We start from the raw sequence: 18333 nt of genomic DNA, 5'->3' as shown, positions 1-18333 counted from the left end.
CTCATTGATCAGTGATGTTGTGGAAGGGAGCGAATTTCATATCCGCGGTCGTGTAACGCCGGAATCAAACGGGACAGCGCCGTTGTGGTCTGGTCACGCAGATAGGCGTAAGCGCCAAGAGTCAGCTCGTCGGGAGGGCACCCGTCGTGCAAGAGCACTATTGCGCCAGGACGGACTGAGGTGAGCACTGCATCGACGATTGCATCGACGCCGGGGCGAGACCAGTCTCGTGGGTCAACCGACCAATGAAGGGGGGGTCAGCCCAGCGATCTCCGAGGCAGTGATCACCTCTTGGCTCCAGGCCCCGTATGGCGCGCGAAAGTAGCGCACCGAGGCCTGCGGGCACGCCATCATGATGGCCAGGTTCGCGTCAAATATCTCACGTTGTACTTCCTCGAATCCGCATCGGGACAGATCCGTATGGGTCATCGTGTGATTGCCTACCTCATGCCCCTCTGCGATCATTCGTTGGATCAGTTCCGGCTGCTCTGCGGCGTAGGCACCGATGACGAAGAAAGTCGCCGGCACCCGATGTTGCGCCAGCACGTCGAGGATCTGCGGTGTGAAAAGTAGGTTAGCACCGTCATCAAACGTCAAATAAACGCTGCGATCGCTAACGCGGTCGGCGAACTCAAACGGCACTTCGGACAGATAGTTGGGGTTCATAGCTCTGGCCCGTTCCTGTCAATTATTGCACCCGTCGGCCAATCGCTCATCGGCCGCGTAACCGGTAAGACCACAACGAGCACGTCCTCAAGGCGCGTCGGCGGGAGGTCGGGATATACCTCTGCTTGGGTCGACCGTACGCGAACGCCCGACACAATGGTCGCCAAGTCGTCTCTGAAGAATCTTACAATATGGTTTCGCAGCGCGTGCCGAACCGTGCCGAAAGCGAATGGAACGCCAAGCTCCTGCAGCACTGGATAGACGACTCGGAACGAAAGGCTGATTCCGAGTCCTTCAAGATCCGGACGCACCCCGTACAATCCGAGTTCGCCCACCAGTTGATCGACTTCGCCAACCTTAATGAAGCGGCGTAGTAAGCCCATATGAGCCGCTACACCGCCCGAGTCATAGCCGATTGCACGCAACTCGGGTCTTGCTCCGGCCCAACTCCGATTGCCTGCAAATGGCTTCGCATTGAAGGCCCCAGTCGGTCCATAAGTCTTTCGGAAGAAGTCGGCGAGTTCGATGTGGTCGGCCAGTTGCAACTCATTTTCCCAGCACAACCTCCATCGTAGCTGTGAGCGCATGGAAGCCTCATCTTGGTTACGGTTTCTCGAGCTAAGCGCCCACGCAATTAGCTTGTCGCGCCGAGCCGCCGCGACGTAGCTTGCGCAGATCACCGACAAATCTGGTCGCAATGGACATGCGACGCGCTTGATGTTCCGCCCACATCAGAAGGTTTAGGGCTTCCATCCTTGGATACCCTATGCAAGGTTCTGCAAAATCGGTACAATCGTTTGTTTAGATGAAGCGCATACACGCTTTGGATGGCTTAAGACATGCGTTTCAAGGGTCTTGATCTGAATCTGCTCGTGGTGCTTGACGCGCTGCTGACCGAACGCAAGCTCACGGAGGCGGCACGCCGCATCAACCTAAGTCAGCCGGCGATGAGTGCGGCCGTCGCCCGGCTGCGCGATTATTTCCATGATGACCTATTTATCCTGAGCGGCCGCGTACGTATTTTGACACCGCGTGCGCAAGCGCTCGCCCCCGCAGTCCGTGACGCACTCCTGCAAATCCAGCGCTCGATTATTTCCCAGGACCCGTTTATCCCAGCTCAATCCGATCGGCGCTTCAGGATCATTCTTTCCGATTTCATCACACTAGTATTTTTTGGGAAGGTCGTGGAGCGTGTTGCCCGGGAAGCACCCTCCGTCAGCTTCGAATTGCTGCATGTCGACGACGAGCCGGATGAGCTTCTCCGGCGCAGTGACATCGATTTTGTAATTCTTCCGGATTTGTACACGTCGAGCGCGCATTCAAGAGTGGCGTTGTTCGACGAGAGGCTCGTGTGCGTGGGCTGCCCTACGAACAAACAGCTACCACGGCAGGTTACACTCGAGAGATATTTGTCGATGAGGCACGTTGCGGTCAGGTTCGGGCGCGCGCTGAGGCCCTCTATCGACGAATGGTTTTTCCTTGAGCATGGTCTTAAGAGACGTGTCGAGGTCGCCGTGCAGGGCTTCAGCATGATTCCGCCCATGGTGTCAGGCACAGATCGTGTAGCGACCATGCCGTTACGGCTGGTTAAGCATTTCGAAAAAACGTTCCCCCTGAAGATCATTGAACTCCCGCTGCCGCTTCCCACATTCACCGAGACCGTCCAATGGCCCGCCTTTCACAACAGTGATCCGGCAAGCATCTGGATGCGGGAGATGATGGTGCAGCAGGCGTCCCGGATGGCTACTCCAACGTGAGATCACGGGAGGTCGCAGAGTTCCTGGGTCTACTGAGCGTCTCCCACCGACTCCCGGGTCATAGCCCATGTCGGATGAAACCGATGCTAGCGGCAAGTGCGCCCGCGAGGTCGTCTAGCGCCGAGTTTCCTCAGGAAGCCAATCATCTCCACCACGGTCGTCTCTGCCGTGGCCTGTCAGGCGCCAGGCCAAGGCCTTCCTTTAACCAGAGCCACTCCAGCGAGACCCGGGCCTTCGTTCCGAGTGCGTACGCCCCTTTTTCGAGTCCTGGAGCGGATGCCGTTATGGCGCAAAATGGGCAACTGCCAAGAATATCGTATTTTATCTGGGGAGAGACTCCTCAGCGTTGCGCCGGCGGCTTGACGTGCCGGAACTGCATAAGCAGCAAGATTTTGAGACCGACAAGAGAAATGTATTGACCTGATAGAATTCTATCAGAGCGCCGAGTATCCTTTCACAAATGAAAGGATAGCTCGATTGACTATCCTCCCTCGATCCGGTCACTTCGTCAACGTGCGGTTGCGCCTGACAGAAGCCGAGATGGCGGCCCCGCCTTAAGAGGAAAACCAAGACATGCGTCAGGCAATGCCCCGCTTGGCGGGCAATCGGATGGTGGCGCCCCAACTTCATGTCAGGGCCATTTTCGCGCTTGTCCGAAACGTCGCAGCTGCACCCTGCAACGGGCATTGTTTTCAAAGCGCGAGATCGAGGACGACATGCATCACAACATCGGCAAACCCGAACAAAGGGCCAGGAAGACGCCGTCGTGCGACAAGGACGCGCAAGGGGCTAACGCAAAGCCCGAGAAGAACGACGTGATCCCTGGTGTGCAGCCGTACGAAAGCGCGTTTACCGGGATCTCCGAAATATCGAAAGTACTCGCCGCTCCCTCCCGACTCGAAGTGGCTTTGGCCAAAACTCTCAAGCTGCTGCGCTCGTTTGTGCGGATGCAACACGGCATCATCTCTTCGTTCAACGGTGACGGCGTACTGGACATTGCCGTAAGCACCGAGTGGGACGAGAGCAGCGATGAGCGCTACCGCAGGCGCCTGCCGCGCAAGGCAATCGATCAGATTATGACGACCGATACGCCGCTCGTCGCCGAGAACATAGCGCTGCATTTGGCCTTCAGTGCCGCCGATATTGAAATGCTCGGGGCCTCAGACACCGTAGCAGTGTCGTTCATCGGCGTTCCCATTCGCGTGGATGCGAACGTCGTGGGCACCCTGACCATCGACCGCGCCCTGGACAATGGGCCAAGGTATCCGCCCGATTGTGATGTCCAGCTGCTCACCGTTGTCGCCACCCTGGTGGGACAGACCATTAAGTTGCATCGTTTGTCCCCCGGCGACCGCGCGCGACCGATGGCGGAGGGGGAACGGTTGCAAAAGCAGCCTGCGCGGGAGCGTAAGAAGGTTTACGTCAAGGGGATGATTGGCGACAGTCCAGCGCTAAACGCGCTGCTTGAGAAGATAGCGGTGGTTGCCAAGGCAAAGAGCACGGTTCTGATACGAGGCGAATCCGGTACCGGGAAGGAATTGGTTGCCAGGGCCCTTCACGAGTTGTCGCCGCGCGCCAAGCGACCCTTCGTCAAACTTAATTGCGCGGCATTGCCTGAAACAGTCCTGGAATCCGAATTGTTCGGCCATGAAAAGGGTGCCTTCACCAGCGCGTTCAATTCGCGCAAGGGACGGTTTGAGCTCGCTGACAAGGGAACGTTGTTCCTCGACGAAATCGGCGAGATCTCGGGGTCGTTTCAGGCAAAGCTCCTGCGCGTTCTCCAGGAGGAGGAGTTTGAGCGCGTCGGCAGCAACCAGACCGTTAAGGTCGATGTTCGCGTGATTGCCGCCACGAACAAGAACCTGGAAGAGGCGGTTGCAAGGAACGAGTTCCGCCGCGACCTCTACTATCGCATCAACGTGGTTCACCTGCAGGTGCCGGCGTTACGGGAAAGGCGCAGTGATATTCCGCTCCTCGCGGCTGAGTTTCTCAAGAATTTTAGTGATGAGAACGGCCGTACGCTGACCTTCGATCCGAGTGCGATTGAGGTACTGAAGAACTGTGAATTTCCCGGCAACATCCGTGAGCTCCAAAATTGCGTGCACCGGGCAGCGGTCTTGGCGGCGGGCCCATCTATCTTCAGAAAGGACCTTGCCTGCTGCGACGGTCAGTGCTTTGCCGCGGCGCTGTGGAAGGCCTCGCTGCAAGCTGGGCCGATCGTCCCGGTGCCAGTGAAGTCGAGCACGCCGCCGGCCGACGCCACCGGTTCGGCCGCCCTTGGGGTCCCGCCTCCCATAGGCGAGCTTGCGCCGTTAGCGCCTGCCGGCCCAGCCTACTTAAATGGCGCGAGGGTGACTGATGCCGATCGTGTCATTGCGGCTATGGAAAAATGTGGCTGGGTCCAGGCAAAGGCGGCGCGCCTGCTCGGGCTGACGCCGCGCCAGATTGGGTACGTGCTGAGGAAATATGGCATCGAGATCAAGCGTCTGTGAAAGGACTTTTAAGCGAAATCGACAAATCAAGCGTTGGTGGTTTGGGGAAGCCCGAGCCGCTCCATCGCGTGCATTTGAAAAGGTCTGCATGCTGAACCAATTGAGGGGTGCGCGTCATGATCGAGGGCGCCGCCACGGCACACCCGCATCCTTCAGGTCCTGCATAATCCGAGATATGCCGGCGCCTTCGTCTACGGTCGAACGCGTGGACGGCCCCGGGCCGGGCGGTGGCGTTTCGCAGATCAAGGTGGATATGGCTCGGTTCGTCATCCCCGACATGCATCCAGGTTATATCGCCTGGGAGTGCTTTAGGGCCAACTAGGAGCGTCTCACCACCAATGCACAAGCCTATGGAATGCAGCGCCGCGCCGGACCGGTGCGCGAAGGCAGCGCCTTGCTCCAGGGCCGCGTTCTCTGCGGCCCTGTGCGGCGAGCGCATGGGAGTTCATTATAGCCAAGAGCACGGCAAACCCGTCCCGACCTATATCTGCCAGGAGACCGCCACCCGTCGTGGCGGCAAGGTATGCCAGTCCGTGCCCGGCAAAGTCGTCGACCCCGCGGTGGGTGCATTGCTTGTCGAGCTGATGACGCCGATGACCCTTGACGTCACCCTGGAGCGGACGCGTCATGACGCCGAGCTCGCCCGGCGCCGCTACATGAAGGTCGATCCCGCCAATCGCCTCGTTGCCGACACTATCGAGGCCGAGTGGAACGAGAAGCTGCGGCCCCACACCGACGTCGTCGAAGACTATGAACAACGCGCGCCCGAGCAAGCCGCTGCCCTCGATGCCGAGACGCAGCAACGCGTCCGCGATCTTGCCGAGCAACTCCCGCGGATCTGGAGCGATCCCCGCATCGACATGAGTGAGCGCAAGCGCATCCCGCGTCTGCTGGTGGCCGACGTCACCCTGGTCAAGGCCGAGAGGATTATCGCAAACGTGCGACTATCCGGCGGGGCGACCCGCACCTTGACGCTGGACCGGCCCTTGCCGATCGCCCAGATCCGCAAGTTCAAGCCTGAGCTCGTCGCCGATGTAGACCGCTTGCTCGACCGTCATTGCGATCGCGAGATCGCCGATATCTTCAATGAACGCGGTCTGCGAAGCTGGGAAGGCAAGCCGTTCAACTCAAGAAGATCGCCTTCATCCGTGGGGCCTACAACCTGCCCGGCCGTCGCCAGCGCCTGCGGGATTGTGGTCTGCTCATCACCCAGGAAGTGGCCGAACACTTCGCGATCGCCGAGACCACGGTGCATCAATGGGGGCGCCAGGGCTCATCACCAAAGTCTGCAGCGACAATCTCAACCGTGGTCTGCGGGATACTCCTTCCGGCCTCACGATTATCAAAGGCCGCCCGGGTCCGAACGCCGTTCCCGCCCGCCGTGCCTTAATTACCGCTCCATCAACCGGACAGGACTCATTATGAAACATTCAACCCAGCGCTATTTGCAGATGACGCCGGATCTCCTCGAGGCGGCCAGCGAGCGCTTTGCACCGTACGCGATGGAGGCCAACCATGACGGATAAAAACCTCCTTGGTCCGTGGATTCGTCGGTTTCTACTGGAACATCTTGTCGCCGAGCGCAATCTTTCCCGCAACACCCAAGCGAGCTACCGCGACACGCTGGCTCTGTTGCTGCCGTTCGCTAGCAAACAGGAAGGCTGTGCCATCGATTGCATGACCGTCGAAGAGCTGACGCCGGAAGTCGCCCGTAAGTTCCTGGACCATCTGGAACGTGATCGCCGATGCAGCGATGCAACCCGCAACCAACGGCTTGTGACCATTCATTCACTGGCTCGCTTCATCGGCACGCGGTCGCCGGTCCACCTGGCCTGGTGTTCCGAGATAAGGGCAATCCCATTCAAGAAGACCGCAAAGGCCGCGATCGGATATCTCGAAGAGGCCGAGATGGATGCGCTTCTCGGTCAACCCGACAGGCGTACGACTCTGGGGGCGCGCGACCATGCTCTGCTGCTATTCCTGTACAACAGCGGTGCTCGCGCGGATGAGGTAGCAAAATTGACGGTCGGCAATCTTCAACTGGGCGCGTTTCCTTCAGTGCGTCTTCATGGCAAGGGGAACAAGATCCGGATCTGCCCATTGTGGCCAGCGACGGCAACATCGCTGGCCCGCCTGGTGATCGATCGGGATAAAAGCGATGCAGTCTTTCTTGGGCGGATGAAGGAGCCTCTGACGCGGTTCGGAATACACCGCGTCGTGACGCAATATGCTGCCATGGCAAGCAAAGCCGTTCCGACCCTGACCAAGAAGCGCGTCAGCCCCCATACGATTCGGCACACGACAGCCGTCCACCTCCTGCGTGTAGGTGTCGATATCAACACGATCCGCGTTTGGCTGGGCCATGTGTCGTTGGACACCACGCACATCTAAGCCGAGGTGGATCTGCAAATGAAGGCCAAGGCGTTGGCCAAGGTTGATATCAGCAGCCTGAAAAAGCCCCCACGTCAACGATTCCCTGCCGTCATTGATGGCATTCCTGAAAGCATTGTAGTGCAATTGCCATCGCCGTTCTTCTTTATGTGGCGGCTTGGGCCGAGGAAATCACCGAGAGCCTTGGCTCACCCCTGCAGCCGCAACATAAATCTGGCCGCAACATAACGACTGCAGCCATAGCCGCCGGGATGGACGGCGCGATACGGCGAGCATTAGCGTGCCCCGGCTCTTCAGTTCCAGCGCCAGCCCCGCCCATTCGGCTCCGGAAGCCGCCGCAGGCCCTGCTTGAGCCCGCCCTGGCGAACAGCCGGCGCTCAAGCGCGTCGTCGGTCAGCTCGCCCGGCAGCGGCCAGTTCAACCCCGCCGGAGCTGCACGCTTCAGATTATTATCCTGCACGGTGCTGCGCGCTGTGCCCAGCCTCTGGGCGATCTCTCGGGCGCTCGTTCCGTCACCCGCAAGCCGCAGCATCTGTCGTAAATGTCTCATGGTCAGCCTTCTCTTTGCCGGCATTACGCGTCTCTTGTTCCAAAGGACCGTCATGCCAAAGTTGCTGACCCAGGTGCTCCTTCTCAGGCTTCAAAGTGGCCGGATATTAATCGGAATGGTGGCCAGCTTCACGTCGGAACGGCGGCCGGCTTCAAGCTAGAATGCCCGGCCGGATATGTCGGAATCTGCACGTAAACCTTTCCGTCGTCGGTGCGCTCGATGATGCCCCAATCGATCAGCCCGGACAGATCGTCATGCACGCGCTTCAGGTGCTCGATCAGCTCCCACCGCTTGGGGCTGATCACCGTGAACAGCTGCGAGGGCGAACTGAATGTGAAGGTTCCGAAGGGATACCCGTTCGCATGGCCTTCTTTGCGCGCTCGATGGACTCTACCAGAACGGCATCGGCATCGCTGCGGACCTGGATACGCGCTGTTTTCATGACTGCTATCGCCTCAAAGAAGCCGCTGAAGCCTTTGCCCGGGAAACAAAGTCAAACTAACAAATCCACATCTGTCCTGCCTTGCGGGTGGAGGAGTTTGACTGAGCTTAACCGGGGGAATATTGAAGTGACCCGCGGGGACACATCGCGCATGGTCCAGCTTCGGGATGGACTGCTGTCGAGACTGATCAGCCCGGAGACGCCATCGCGAATCTGCGAGATAGATGCGACGCAGCCTGGCCGCCGAGCCCGATCATGTAGCGCGGCCGCCGACACTATCGCCGACGAGCACGCCAGGTCCAACGATCTCGTCGGCCTCAACCAGATGGAACGGTTGAGGCCGACAGCGGCCGACTTTACATCAGGTCCGGGACCCCCCTAGTGCGGTGGTATCGAGTTTTTCTTCGGGAATGTCGTCGAAGGATGCGTAGTTAAGATTGTAGAGTTTGGAATAGAACCCACCCATGGCCATCAGTTGGTCGTGGTTGCCGGTCTCAATGACCTGGCCATTCTGAAGTACAATGATGCGGTCGGCACCACGGATTGTTGCAAGGCGGTGGGCGATGACGAGGCCAGTGCGGTCTTCAAGAAGTTTTCTCAGAGCCTTCTGGATCAGGATTTCCGTGTAGCTGTCGATGTTGGCGGTGGCCTCATCAAGAACCAGGATCTTGGCGTCGGCAACGAGAGCGCGGGCGAAACTGATGAGCTGGCGCTGGCCGAGAGAAAGGTTGCCACCGCGTTCTCCGATTTCGGCTTCATAGCCGTTGGCAAGGCTCATGATGAAGTCGTGGGCGCAGACCGCCTTGGCGGCCTCGATGACCTTGTCGCGCGTGGCGTCGGTCTTATGGTAACGAATGTTATCGAAGACCGTCCCCGTGAATAAGAACGGCTCCTGCAGCACCATGGCGATTTGGCCGCCGAGCGATTCTTGGGTGAGATCGCGCACATCATGTCCGCCGACCAGCACCTGGCCCTGCTGAACATCATAGAGGCGGCGGACGAGGGCCATCGCACTCGATTTGCCAGAACCGGTTGGCCCGACCAAGGCGACCGTCTCGCCGGGATCGACCCGGAAGGAGACATTTTTCAGCACCGGATGGTTGGGTTCGTAGCCGAAGGTGACGTTCCTGAATTCGACCGAGCCGCCCATTTCCGGCGAAAGCACCCTGGCACCCGGTTTGTCCTGTACCTCGATCTTGACGTCGAGCACATCGGTCAGGCGCTTGCCGGAGGCCATGGCACGCTGCATGACCGAATATTGCAGGGTAAGTGAGCGAATTGGGTCAAAAAAGCGCTGGATGTAGAACAGGTAGGCGACCAATACGCCCACATCGATTCTACCATTCATGACCATGGAGCCGCCGACCGCGATCATGACGGCCATGGCCAGGCCGGTGAGGCCATCGACGATCGGGACCATGACCTGTGCACACCTGGCAGCGATCAGGTGAGCCCTGAGGTTGGCATGTGCCTTATCGTCATAGAGCATGAAATTTACCTGCTGACGGTGCATGGACTGTATGGTACGCACGCCGTGAATGGCTTCGGCTAGCGCGCCATTGACGACCGAATTGGTCTCATGTGCGGCCATGAAGGCATGGCGGGCACGCGGCAACCAGACGATCCGGATGATCAACAAGGCCGGCAGGACAGAGAGCGTCAGGAGGCCGAGGCGGAAGTCGAGGTACAACATCACGAAAACAATGCCGAAGAGAAGCGCAAAATCGGCTACGGAATAGATTGAGGTTTCGAGGAATTCGTGGATGGCGTAGACGTCGCCTTGAAGGCGGGACATCAGGCGTCCGACCTCGGTCTTGTCCATGAAGGAGAGCGAAACCTTCTGCAGATGACCAAACATGGCGCGGCGGATATCGAAGAGGACGTTCTCGGTCATTTTCCCCACCGCGGTTTCCTGTGTGTAGGCGGCGCCGAAATTAACCACAATGGTGAGGCCGAACGCCTCGGCGGCCGCAAGCAGGGCGGAGCGATCAGCGCCAGCCGAAGTCATGGCGTGGTCGATCGCGTAACGGATGATAAGCGGCATGAGAAGCTGCGTACCGGTGAAGATCATCAATGCGGCGACGGAGATGATTACCATAGCGCGGTAGGGGCGGACGAAGGCCCAGATGCGCCGAACGATGTTGTTGTCGAAAGCCCGGCCGAACATCTCCTCCTCGATGCGATGGGAGCCGACGACCGCGCGCGGGGGGCGCCTGCCGTCATTGGTTTCGGTTTCGGGTTCGCTGACATGCCCCTTGGCCATCAGGTCACGCCTCCATTCGCGATCGCGATGTCATCACTGGCGCGCAACTGGAAATCGTGCAAGGCGCTATAGCGTCCTCGCTTGACCAAGAGCTCTTGATGGGTACCGCGCTCGACGATCTCGCCGTTGTCGACAAAAAGGATCTGGTCGGCGTGCGTGAGCAAACTCAGCCGGTGGGCGATGATGATCGTAACCCTATCCTTGGCGAAACGTCGTATCGCCGCGCGGATGCGCTGCTCGGTGGCCCCATCGATCGCGGCCGTTGAGTCGTCGAAAACGACGATTGATGGGCGCAGCATCATCGTGCGAGCTATCGTGAGACGCTGGCGCTGGCCGCCCGAGAGAGAGGCGCCGCGTTCGCCGACGACCGTCTCGTAGCCTGATGGCAGGCTAAGGATGTAGCTGTGCAGCTGGGCGGATTCGCTGGCGCGCTCGATCCGCTGTTCCCTCGCCCAGGGATCGCCGTAAGCGATGTTGTTCTCGATCGTCGTGGTGAAAAGGAATGCATCCTGCTGTGCGACGGCGACCATCTTGCGAAGCGTCGCGAGGGTGACCCCGCGGATGTCATGCCCGTCAAGCGTGATGGCGCCCCCGCTCACGTCGTAAAAGCGGGCAATCAGATGAGCCATTGTCGATTTGCCGGAACCCGGCGGACCGACGATCGCGATCGTCTCGCCCCTGCGGGCTTCAAAGCTGATATTCTTCAAAATGGCGCGGTTTTCGGTACCGGGATATGCAAACGAGACATTGTCGAACCGCAGAATGCCTTCACTGATCTCGAGCGGTCTGGCGCCGGGAGCATCCCTGATCGTGATATCCTGGTCGAGGAGAGCGAAGAGACGCGAACCGCAAGTCGAAGCGCGGGCGAAGGCATTGACCATCAGACCGATCTGGCGGACGGGCATTTGCAGGATCGTCATGAAGGTCAGGAACGTCGCCAGCGTCCCGACCGTGATATCGCCGGCGATGAGCTTGTTGCAACCGATCCAGAGCACCAACCCCATGGCGAAAAAAAAGGAGAGGGTCATTGCCGATGTGTTGGGCACGGAGACGTCAACCTGGTGGTGTGCGCGGTCGAGCGCGTTCTTCGAGGCGCGGTCGAACTTCAGCATCTCATAAGCCTGTGCCGAAAAGGCGCGGACGACCCGGATGCCTGCGAGATTTTCCTCCATCACGCGGCTCAGGACCGAAAGCCGCTCCTGCAGGTCTAGCCAGGTGGCGCGCAGCCTAAGGTGTGTGACCGACGAGCGCCAGGCGACGAAAGGTACGAAGCTCAGCGCGACCAGGCCGAGCACCGGGTCGGTTGAGATCATAGTGTAGGCGCCGATCCCGATCAGCATGCTGAGCAAGAGCACGCGAACCAGTGCGTTGGAAAAATACGTCCGCACGCCGTCAAGATCGAGAATGCCGAGCATGATCAGATCACCTGAATGCACGCGATCGTGATAGGAAAAGCTGAGACGCTGGATCTTGTCGTAACAAGCGAGCCGCAGTTCGTACGCGACTTGATGCCCGACGGCTTCGGCAAAATAGTTCTGCGCCATCGTGAAGAGGCCGCGTAGCGCGCTGACACCGAGCAGCAGCAGAGCCGGGGTCCAGAGCGCTTGTTCTGCCGTGGTCCCCGTGACACCGTCCCCGATCGCTATCTGGGTCTGGTCGACAGCCCGCCCGAGAAGCTGGGGAATGAGCAACTGGAGGATTACTGCTCCGATCGTGGAACCGAAAGCGAAGGTGACCTGCCGAGGGTGCCGCAAGTTCATACGCGTAATGCGCAGCAGCGTATTCAAGCCTCGCCCCCGGCGGGTCGCCTCCGCATGGGTGGCCGAATTCAGAGCGTTCGTTGCTGTGCCAATGGCATTGCTCACGGGTGTGTTCCCGACTGAATTTTGCCCCCTTGACGGCAAGCCGGACGGCTTTCCATATCAAAGGCGTCCGCGAAGTTGATCCTGGCCATCTGCTGCAGTGCGCGCTCCGACAAGCCGAGCCACCGCTTCGCTTGCTGACATATCGATCACCGTGATTCCGCTTGCCGCCAGAAAACGGGCTTCGTTTCTGGTCAGCGTTTGCGCATCCATTACCGTGCAATGTGGGCCTATGGAGCGCTTCAAGATCTGCCTGGCATAGGTGCGCAGCATCTGATCATTGAAGCGGCAGCCGAAAAAGAAAAGACCCCGATCGTTGCGCCGTTCCTTCACCGCGTCTGGGATCGGGGTCTGAATATCGATTTCGGTAAGGACTTCGACATAGTCGGAATCCGCCACTAGGAAATTTGCCGCCGGCCTAATGCTGCCGTGAGGTGTATAGAGGACCGTCTTTGCCACCGATCCGGATTCGAGTTCGTTGCCGGACAAATCATACGTTTTCGTCCAAATGTCACCGAATTCGTTCGCCCGAGTTACGCCTTGTATCTCGACGACGTCCGTTCGGCCGGCATCTGCGAGGGCCGCCCGCATGGCGCCGTCGTACCAGCTGTCGATGATGAGGGAGAGCGGCAGCGTTGCGAGCCAGGCGTGGAGGACAGTCGGCGCCGCCGGCGCTGCGAAGATCTCGGCCATCCATGTTTGAAGTGTGCGGCGGTGCCGGCGCTGTTCAATAAACTGCGCGACCGACCACATATTGGTGCGGATCTTGGAAGGTGCTGGCATCCTCGTGTTGAGCGCCGCGGCGACGGCTTCCGAGGTAAACGGTACAGTCGGCTCCGCGGAGCTCAGCCGGAGAAGGCCCGGACCGAGATACGGGATCACCTGATCGGCGGCTAGCGCTTGCTTCGCAAGCTCAAGCAGCTTTTCGGCAAAGCTGTCCCGGACAATGACGAGGTGCCTCGAGGGTGGGATCGTGTTCATGCTCGCTTCCTCTGGTCGCGCTCTCTATCAATCCGCGGCATTAGTCCTCGTCGGAGATCTTCCTTGCCTCGACGGTGATCGGCAAAGGCGTATCGCGTGGAAGGTCGGGTAAAACGAATCGCCAGCCGTTTTTGAGCGTCACGGCCCCGCCCCACAACGCTTCCTTCTCGAGTTTGACGATCGGCTCTTCGAGATCCTTCTTGGGGATATACGCCGACAAGCCAGCGCCGGTCCTGCGGATCATTACTTTCATCTGGCCGTTCCTTCATTCACAGTGCTGTCGGTCCTGCTCGGAGCCTCGACCTTGTCGAGGCTCATCAGTTCACGCGCTCGCATGCCGACCACCGTGCCACGATCGATCCACTCGACCGCGTAGATGAAGAACTGCTGGAGAAAGGTGCCAACATCGCGCACATAGCCCTCGTCGCCCTTCCGCACGAGGTTTTCGCCGATCTGCCTGCCAGGAAAGGTGCCGTCATTCTTTATGTGGCGCGTGGCACGGACCCGCTCACCCGGCTCAAATCGTGGAGGTTGGTGGATTTCGACCTCCTGTTCGCGTCCGAGCCCCATGGCCGTTCCTTCCTTCTTGAGGTGTCAGTTTGTTGATAAAGGCGTTTCAGGCCACCGGATATCAAGCAGGAACGCAGGTCTTCGGCATAGGGCACACCGAGGCGCATTGCTGCGTATCGAAGGCCCCCTCGCATTCGGTGCACTTGTCCCGCTCGATCACGTAGCTCTCGCCCTTGAATTCGATCGCGCCTGAGGGACATTCGAACTCGCAAGCGCCGCATTGAGTGCATTGGGATGCGATGATCTTAAAACTCATTGTAACTCCTGGTTCGGTTGGGAATGAGACGGCTCAGGCCGTCGCCGCCAGCGGTTGGACGCTAAGCTCGGCGGCGTAAAGCGCGCTGATTGCCGTCTCGATGTAGTCATGCCCGTAAGCGTCGCTCGCTCGGATTCCAGCTTCCGCGAGTTGATCCTTTGGACAATCTCCGATCTTGGCGCACAGCACGATGTCTATGCCCCCCAGAGCAGCGATGATTGCTGCGAGGGTGCCTTTTTCGCCCCAGCCGCCGAGGCAATACTGCTCGACCTTGCGATGCCCGACGAAGGTGATCCCGCGCGGCGAGGCTTCATAAATCTGGAATTCCTTCGCATGGCCGAAATGATCGTTGACACGGCCGCCGCCCTTGGTCGCAACTGCCACAAGAAGGGACTTGCCGGAACCTGCTGCCTTGAGCATTCCGATCGCCTTGCTTCTGGCCGCCATGTGATCGCGGCGCTCGTGCGCGACCACCTCGCGATAGGCCTCGCGCTTGCTGGCGTCGTAGGTGACCTCGGTGGGAATTCGGTCGAGTGTGAATTCCTGGCCATCATCCTCGCCGATCAGGCCGACGGCATCGGCCCGGCATTGCCGGCAATGGCGCATCAACTTGGCGCCGCCTTCGAGACGATCCTGGAGGGCCTTGAGTTCCGTTGCATTGGGGCCGCGTTGCCCGGTCAGGCCGTAATGCGTACCGTGCGCGGGGTCGGAAATCAGGGGCATGACATTGTGCAGGAACGCCCCGCGCTCCTTGACCCATTTATTTACCTCGATCAGATGCTCGTCGTTGACGGCGGGGATCACCACCGAGTTGATCTTGGTCAGGATGCCGCGCGCGCTCAGCATTTCCAGACCCAGCATCTGCCGCTCGTGCAGGATCCGGGCGGCTTCGATGCCGGTGTATCGGCGGTGGCCGTGAAAGATCCAAGGATAGATCTTTGCACCGACTTCCGGATCGACCATGTTGATGGTGATCGTCACGTGATCGACATTCATGTCGGCAAGCTCGGCGACGCGATCCGGTAGCGCGAGTCCATTGGTCGATATGCACAGCTTGACGTCGGGGATCTCTCTGGCGACTCGCTCGAACGTTGCCTTTGTCTTCTTCCAGTCGTAACAGGCGTCGCCCGGTCCGGCGATGCCGAGTACCGAAAGCTGCGGCACTTCGTTGGCAACCGCGATCACCTTGCGTAGCGCCTGGTCGGGAGTGAGCTTTTCCGAGACGACTCCGGGCCGGCTTTCGTTGGCGCAGTCATATTTGCGATTGCAATAGTTGCACTGGACATTGCAAGCCGGCGCGACCGCAACGTGCATGCGCGCAAAATAATGGTGGGCTTCTTCTGAAAAGCAGGGATGATCCTTGATTCTCTCCCAGACAACCGGATCCAAGTCGTCTGGCTTCTCCGACGAGCCGCAGGATGGCGATGTGCAGCCAGCCGATTTCGCCGTCGCCAGCAATTGGTCGAAAGTCGTCGTGCTGGTCAGGGCCTCAAGCGAAACGATCGGTGCGGGCATCGAACGGCTCCGTTGCTGGTGGACGTCGCAGCTGGAAGCGCAAGAGCCATGCCAGCTCAAAGAGCGGTTTTAATTCACGAATTGGCTTTCCGTGTCGAATTCTGTCGTTTTGTTCGGACAGCGTTTTGTCGGCATTCCGACAGGCGGACAAGCGGATCGGGGCCGCGAAGGCAAGCGTGTCTGAGCCACAGTTCAGCAGCGCTGATGCAGCCCGCCATTGCAGGTTATCTGATCTCTGGAATTTCTTCACCTTGATGCCATACCGGCGCAGAGCGTAGCCGATTTGCCGCGGCGTGAGGTCGAGGATACGGGCGGCCTTTGCCTGAACCCAGCCCACCTTCTCCATAGTGTCGATCAGCCGGTCGCGCTCTGTCAGACGCAGGGCTGTCGCTGGGCAAGCAGGGACGATACCTTGTCGTGTGGAGTGCCGATGCGGCTGGCCAGCAGCCCTGATCCAGCCGGCAAAATGTTGCTGCGTGACAGCCCGTCGATTGCATTGGCGCCATGCGAACTCTCGGCTGCTTTCCACAGGAGCGAAGAAAGGCATTGACTATTCGTGCAGGCGAAGTCCGACGAAGTGATTGTCCATGACCGAGCAAGTGTAGCCGTCCATTGCACGCAGTTTTCCAGCTCGCGCACAGCAGTGTCCAGGACAACCACTGCTGCGTGGCGCATTTGCAGAAAGGACGGGAGGACCTTCACAACGTTGGCGAGCGTAATCTCCAGCGGAGCTGGCGCAGTCAGAACCTTCGATATCTCATAAATTCCCTGAGTGAGAGATCGGCTTTGTGCATGGTTTTGAGGGCCGGTTCCGGCCCGATGTCCGGAGGACCTCCTTCATCGAACCGATCCCGCAGCATATGGGCCATCGAAACACCTCAGCGGTTATCCAGGATACTCCTCCCAAGCGCGCCTTGGTCGTTTGAACTCCAGTATTCATTTGAACAGTGCGGGCGCCGCCGATCATCCGAACTTGAAGAGGACACCGAAGCCGCCGCGCGGATAGTTCCACTCGATCTCACCGCTGGCCTCGCACAAAATCCGGCAGGTGCCGCACTCCATGCAGCCATCGGGGGTGATCTCCACTTGGCCTGCGTCGTTCAACTCATAGCATTTGGCCGGGCACACGCGGGTCAGGGCGAGAAGGTTCGGGCTCGGCTTCTCGTGCGGTCGCACTTTGATATGCGGGCGGCCAGGATCGACCAAGTAGCGGTTGTGGTAAAGCTTGTCCTCGACGCGTAACTTGGTCACTGCCATCGTCATCTCTCCCTCAGCGCCACGCGCATGCTAGGCGGACCGCGTCGCTGACCAGCCCCCAGCGCGAACGAGCCTTGACGAAGGCGGCCGTGGTCGCTTTTTCCTTGTCGATCTTAGGGGTGCCGTCGACGCGCAGGAAGTTCTGCGCGGCCTTGGACAGCAATTGCGGATATGTGGTGAAGAAATTGCACGAATTGGTATGAAGCAAGGCTGGCATGTCCTTGTATTTGCGCAGATCTTTGACCACGAATGAATTGTCAAGCATGATCTTGTAAAGAGATAGGTTCCGTTTAGTCATTGGATGACTGCGCCTCTTGAGCTGAACGATTGCCTCAGCCGCGATACGGCCGGAGGTCATGGCGAGGTTCGAACCCTCGCGATGGATGGCGTTGTTCAACTGCGCGGCATCGCCGACCACCACCCAGCCGTCGCCAAAGAGCTGCGGAATCGCCTTGTAGCCACCTTCGGGAATGAGATGCGCGGCATATTCTTTGACCTCGGAGCCGGCGATCAGCGGCCGGATCGAAGGATGGTTTTTGAAGGCGTCAAGGAGAGCGTAAGGGCTCTCCATCGCTGCGGCGAAATCGGAAACGAGGCAGCCGACGCCCAATGAGATTGACTCCTTGTTGGTATAGAGGAAGCCGAGCCCGGCCATGCCGTGGGAGATCGTGCCCACCGCCTCGATCACACAGCCTTCATCGCCGTTGAGGCCGAACCGCTGCTCGATGACCTCTTCGGGCAGGAAATGCATCTCCTTGACGGCGAGCGCCACGGTTTCTGGTTTGGGCATCGATCGCAGGCCGGCCCGGGTGCCAAGCAGCCCGCACACACCTTCTGCGAGAACGACCACGTCCGCGCCTATTATTCCGCCGCTCCGATCTGTGCGGACGCCGATCACCCTATCCCTGCCATCTCGGACGAGCTCCGTCACGGTCGTCTCACAAAGAACCGTCGCGCCAGCCTCGCGCACCTTGCGCGAAAACCATTTATCGAACTGTGCGCGGATGATCGTATAGCGGTTCGGCTTCGCCTCATTGAAGTGGTCCGACCGGTGGTGAATCCCGGTGTGGGAGGTGTCGTCCATCACCCAAAGCCGCTGTTCGACCAGATGCCGCTCGAGAGGCGCATCGTCCCGGAAGTCCGGGATGATCTTCTCCAGCATGTTCGCGTACATGATGGCACCCTGGACATTCTTGGAACCCGGATATTCGCCGCGCTCCAACTGCAGCACCTTCAGGCCGTGGCTTGCCATGGTGTAAGCAGCCGCGTTACCGGACATGCCGGCCCCGATGACAATGGCGTCGAATTCTTCCTCGATCATGTCCATCTTC

The 18333-nt window shown here is 59.4% G+C and carries 16 protein-coding genes and 2 pseudogenes; 5 read left to right on the top strand and 13 right to left on the bottom strand.

The annotated features are described in order from the left end of the window. Window positions 1-8: 8 nt before the first annotated feature. A pseudogene (gene nodB / locus ACFSQT_RS04320) lies at window positions 9-666 on the bottom strand (chitooligosaccharide deacetylase NodB). Next, window positions 663-1253 (bottom strand): NodA family N-acyltransferase, encoded by a 591-nt coding sequence (locus ACFSQT_RS04315; protein WP_095084247.1) that lies wholly within the window; start codon window positions 1251-1253, stop codon window positions 663-665. Before ACFSQT_RS04315 ends, nodB begins: the two are co-directional and overlap by 4 nt. Before the next feature lie 252 nt (window positions 1254-1505). Between ACFSQT_RS04315 and ACFSQT_RS04310 the strand changes: the two genes are divergently transcribed. The 5 genes from ACFSQT_RS04310 to ACFSQT_RS04290 all read left to right on the top strand — a co-directional run bounded on the left by ACFSQT_RS04310 (window position 1506) and on the right by ACFSQT_RS04290 (window position 7534). Continuing rightward, window positions 1506-2423, top strand: coding sequence for a LysR family transcriptional regulator (locus tag ACFSQT_RS04310; protein ID WP_095082092.1), 918 nt, complete (start codon window positions 1506-1508; stop codon window positions 2421-2423). A 716-nt stretch (window positions 2424-3139) separates the two neighbouring features. After that, window positions 3140-4915 carry a nif-specific transcriptional activator NifA gene (nifA, locus tag ACFSQT_RS04305; protein WP_095084246.1) on the top strand — a complete coding sequence of 592 codons (1776 nt, stop codon included), beginning with the start codon at window positions 3140-3142 and terminating at the stop codon, window positions 4913-4915. Between the two features lie 437 nt (window positions 4916-5352). Beyond that, window positions 5353-6441 carry a hypothetical protein gene (locus tag ACFSQT_RS04300; protein WP_245331019.1) on the top strand — a complete coding sequence of 363 codons (1089 nt, stop codon included), beginning with the start codon at window positions 5353-5355 and terminating at the stop codon, window positions 6439-6441. Beyond that, window positions 6431-7306 (top strand): tyrosine-type recombinase/integrase, encoded by an 876-nt coding sequence (locus ACFSQT_RS04295; protein ID WP_206073677.1) that lies wholly within the window; start codon window positions 6431-6433, stop codon window positions 7304-7306. Before ACFSQT_RS04300 ends, ACFSQT_RS04295 begins: the two co-directional genes overlap by 11 nt. An 18-nt stretch (window positions 7307-7324) precedes the next feature. Next, the gene (locus ACFSQT_RS04290) at window positions 7325-7534 is read left to right on the top strand and encodes a hypothetical protein (RefSeq protein ID WP_206073676.1); all 210 of its coding nucleotides are present in this window, start codon (window positions 7325-7327) and stop codon (window positions 7532-7534) included. 450 nt (window positions 7535-7984) lie between these two features. On the opposite strand, the gene ACFSQT_RS04285 is transcribed toward ACFSQT_RS04290, so the two are convergent. The 11 genes and pseudogenes from ACFSQT_RS04285 to ACFSQT_RS04235 form a co-directional block, all read right to left on the bottom strand. Then, window positions 7985-8161, bottom strand: a complete 177-nt coding sequence (locus ACFSQT_RS04285) for a DUF2087 domain-containing protein (RefSeq protein ID WP_245331018.1) — start codon at window positions 8159-8161, stop codon at window positions 7985-7987. A gap of 498 nt (window positions 8162-8659) precedes the next feature. Beyond that, window positions 8660-10561 (bottom strand): ABC transporter ATP-binding protein, encoded by a 1902-nt coding sequence (locus ACFSQT_RS04280; RefSeq protein ID WP_095082088.1) that lies wholly within the window; start codon window positions 10559-10561, stop codon window positions 8660-8662. Next, the gene (locus ACFSQT_RS04275; protein ID WP_245331070.1) at window positions 10561-12414 is read right to left on the bottom strand and encodes an ABC transporter ATP-binding protein; all 1854 of its coding nucleotides are present in this window, start codon (window positions 12412-12414) and stop codon (window positions 10561-10563) included. Before ACFSQT_RS04275 ends, ACFSQT_RS04280 begins: the two co-directional genes overlap by 1 nt. 69 nt (window positions 12415-12483) lie before the next feature. Beyond that, the gene (locus tag ACFSQT_RS04270) at window positions 12484-13404 is read right to left on the bottom strand and encodes an SIR2 family NAD-dependent protein deacylase (RefSeq protein WP_095082084.1); all 921 of its coding nucleotides are present in this window, start codon (window positions 13402-13404) and stop codon (window positions 12484-12486) included. Between the two features lie 40 nt (window positions 13405-13444). Further along, window positions 13445-13657 (bottom strand): putative nitrogen fixation protein NifT, encoded by a 213-nt coding sequence (gene nifT / locus ACFSQT_RS04265; protein ID WP_095082082.1) that lies wholly within the window; start codon window positions 13655-13657, stop codon window positions 13445-13447. After that, window positions 13654-13974 carry a nitrogen fixation protein NifZ gene (locus ACFSQT_RS04260; RefSeq protein ID WP_095082080.1) on the bottom strand — a complete coding sequence of 107 codons (321 nt, stop codon included), beginning with the start codon at window positions 13972-13974 and terminating at the stop codon, window positions 13654-13656. The genes nifT and ACFSQT_RS04260 overlap by 4 nt, the downstream gene beginning before the upstream one ends. Window positions 13975-14035: 61 nt before the next feature. After that, a complete protein-coding gene (locus ACFSQT_RS04255) occupies window positions 14036-14230 on the bottom strand; it encodes a 4Fe-4S dicluster domain-containing protein (protein WP_095082078.1) in 195 nt (64 codons plus the stop codon). A 33-nt stretch (window positions 14231-14263) separates the two neighbouring features. Then, on the bottom strand, window positions 14264-15745 hold the full coding sequence (gene nifB, locus ACFSQT_RS04250) for a nitrogenase cofactor biosynthesis protein NifB (protein WP_095082076.1): 1482 nt from the start codon (window positions 15743-15745) through the stop codon (window positions 14264-14266). A gap of 238 nt (window positions 15746-15983) precedes the next feature. Continuing rightward, a pseudogene (locus ACFSQT_RS04245) lies at window positions 15984-16384 on the bottom strand (helix-turn-helix domain-containing protein); the annotation flags it as partial. Window positions 16385-16708: 324 nt separating this feature from the next. After that, the gene (locus ACFSQT_RS04240; RefSeq protein WP_095082074.1) at window positions 16709-17008 is read right to left on the bottom strand and encodes a ferredoxin family protein; all 300 of its coding nucleotides are present in this window, start codon (window positions 17006-17008) and stop codon (window positions 16709-16711) included. A gap of 7 nt (window positions 17009-17015) precedes the next feature. Then, a complete protein-coding gene (locus ACFSQT_RS04235; protein WP_095084245.1) occupies window positions 17016-18323 on the bottom strand; it encodes an FAD-binding protein in 1308 nt (435 codons plus the stop codon). Window positions 18324-18333 lie beyond the last annotated feature (10 nt).

It is taken from the genome of Mesorhizobium calcicola (assembly GCF_042682105.1).
In the GTDB taxonomy this organism is placed as follows: domain Bacteria; phylum Pseudomonadota; class Alphaproteobacteria; order Rhizobiales; family Rhizobiaceae; genus Mesorhizobium; species Mesorhizobium calcicola.
This window is presented reverse-complemented; position numbering and strand designations above follow the sequence as displayed.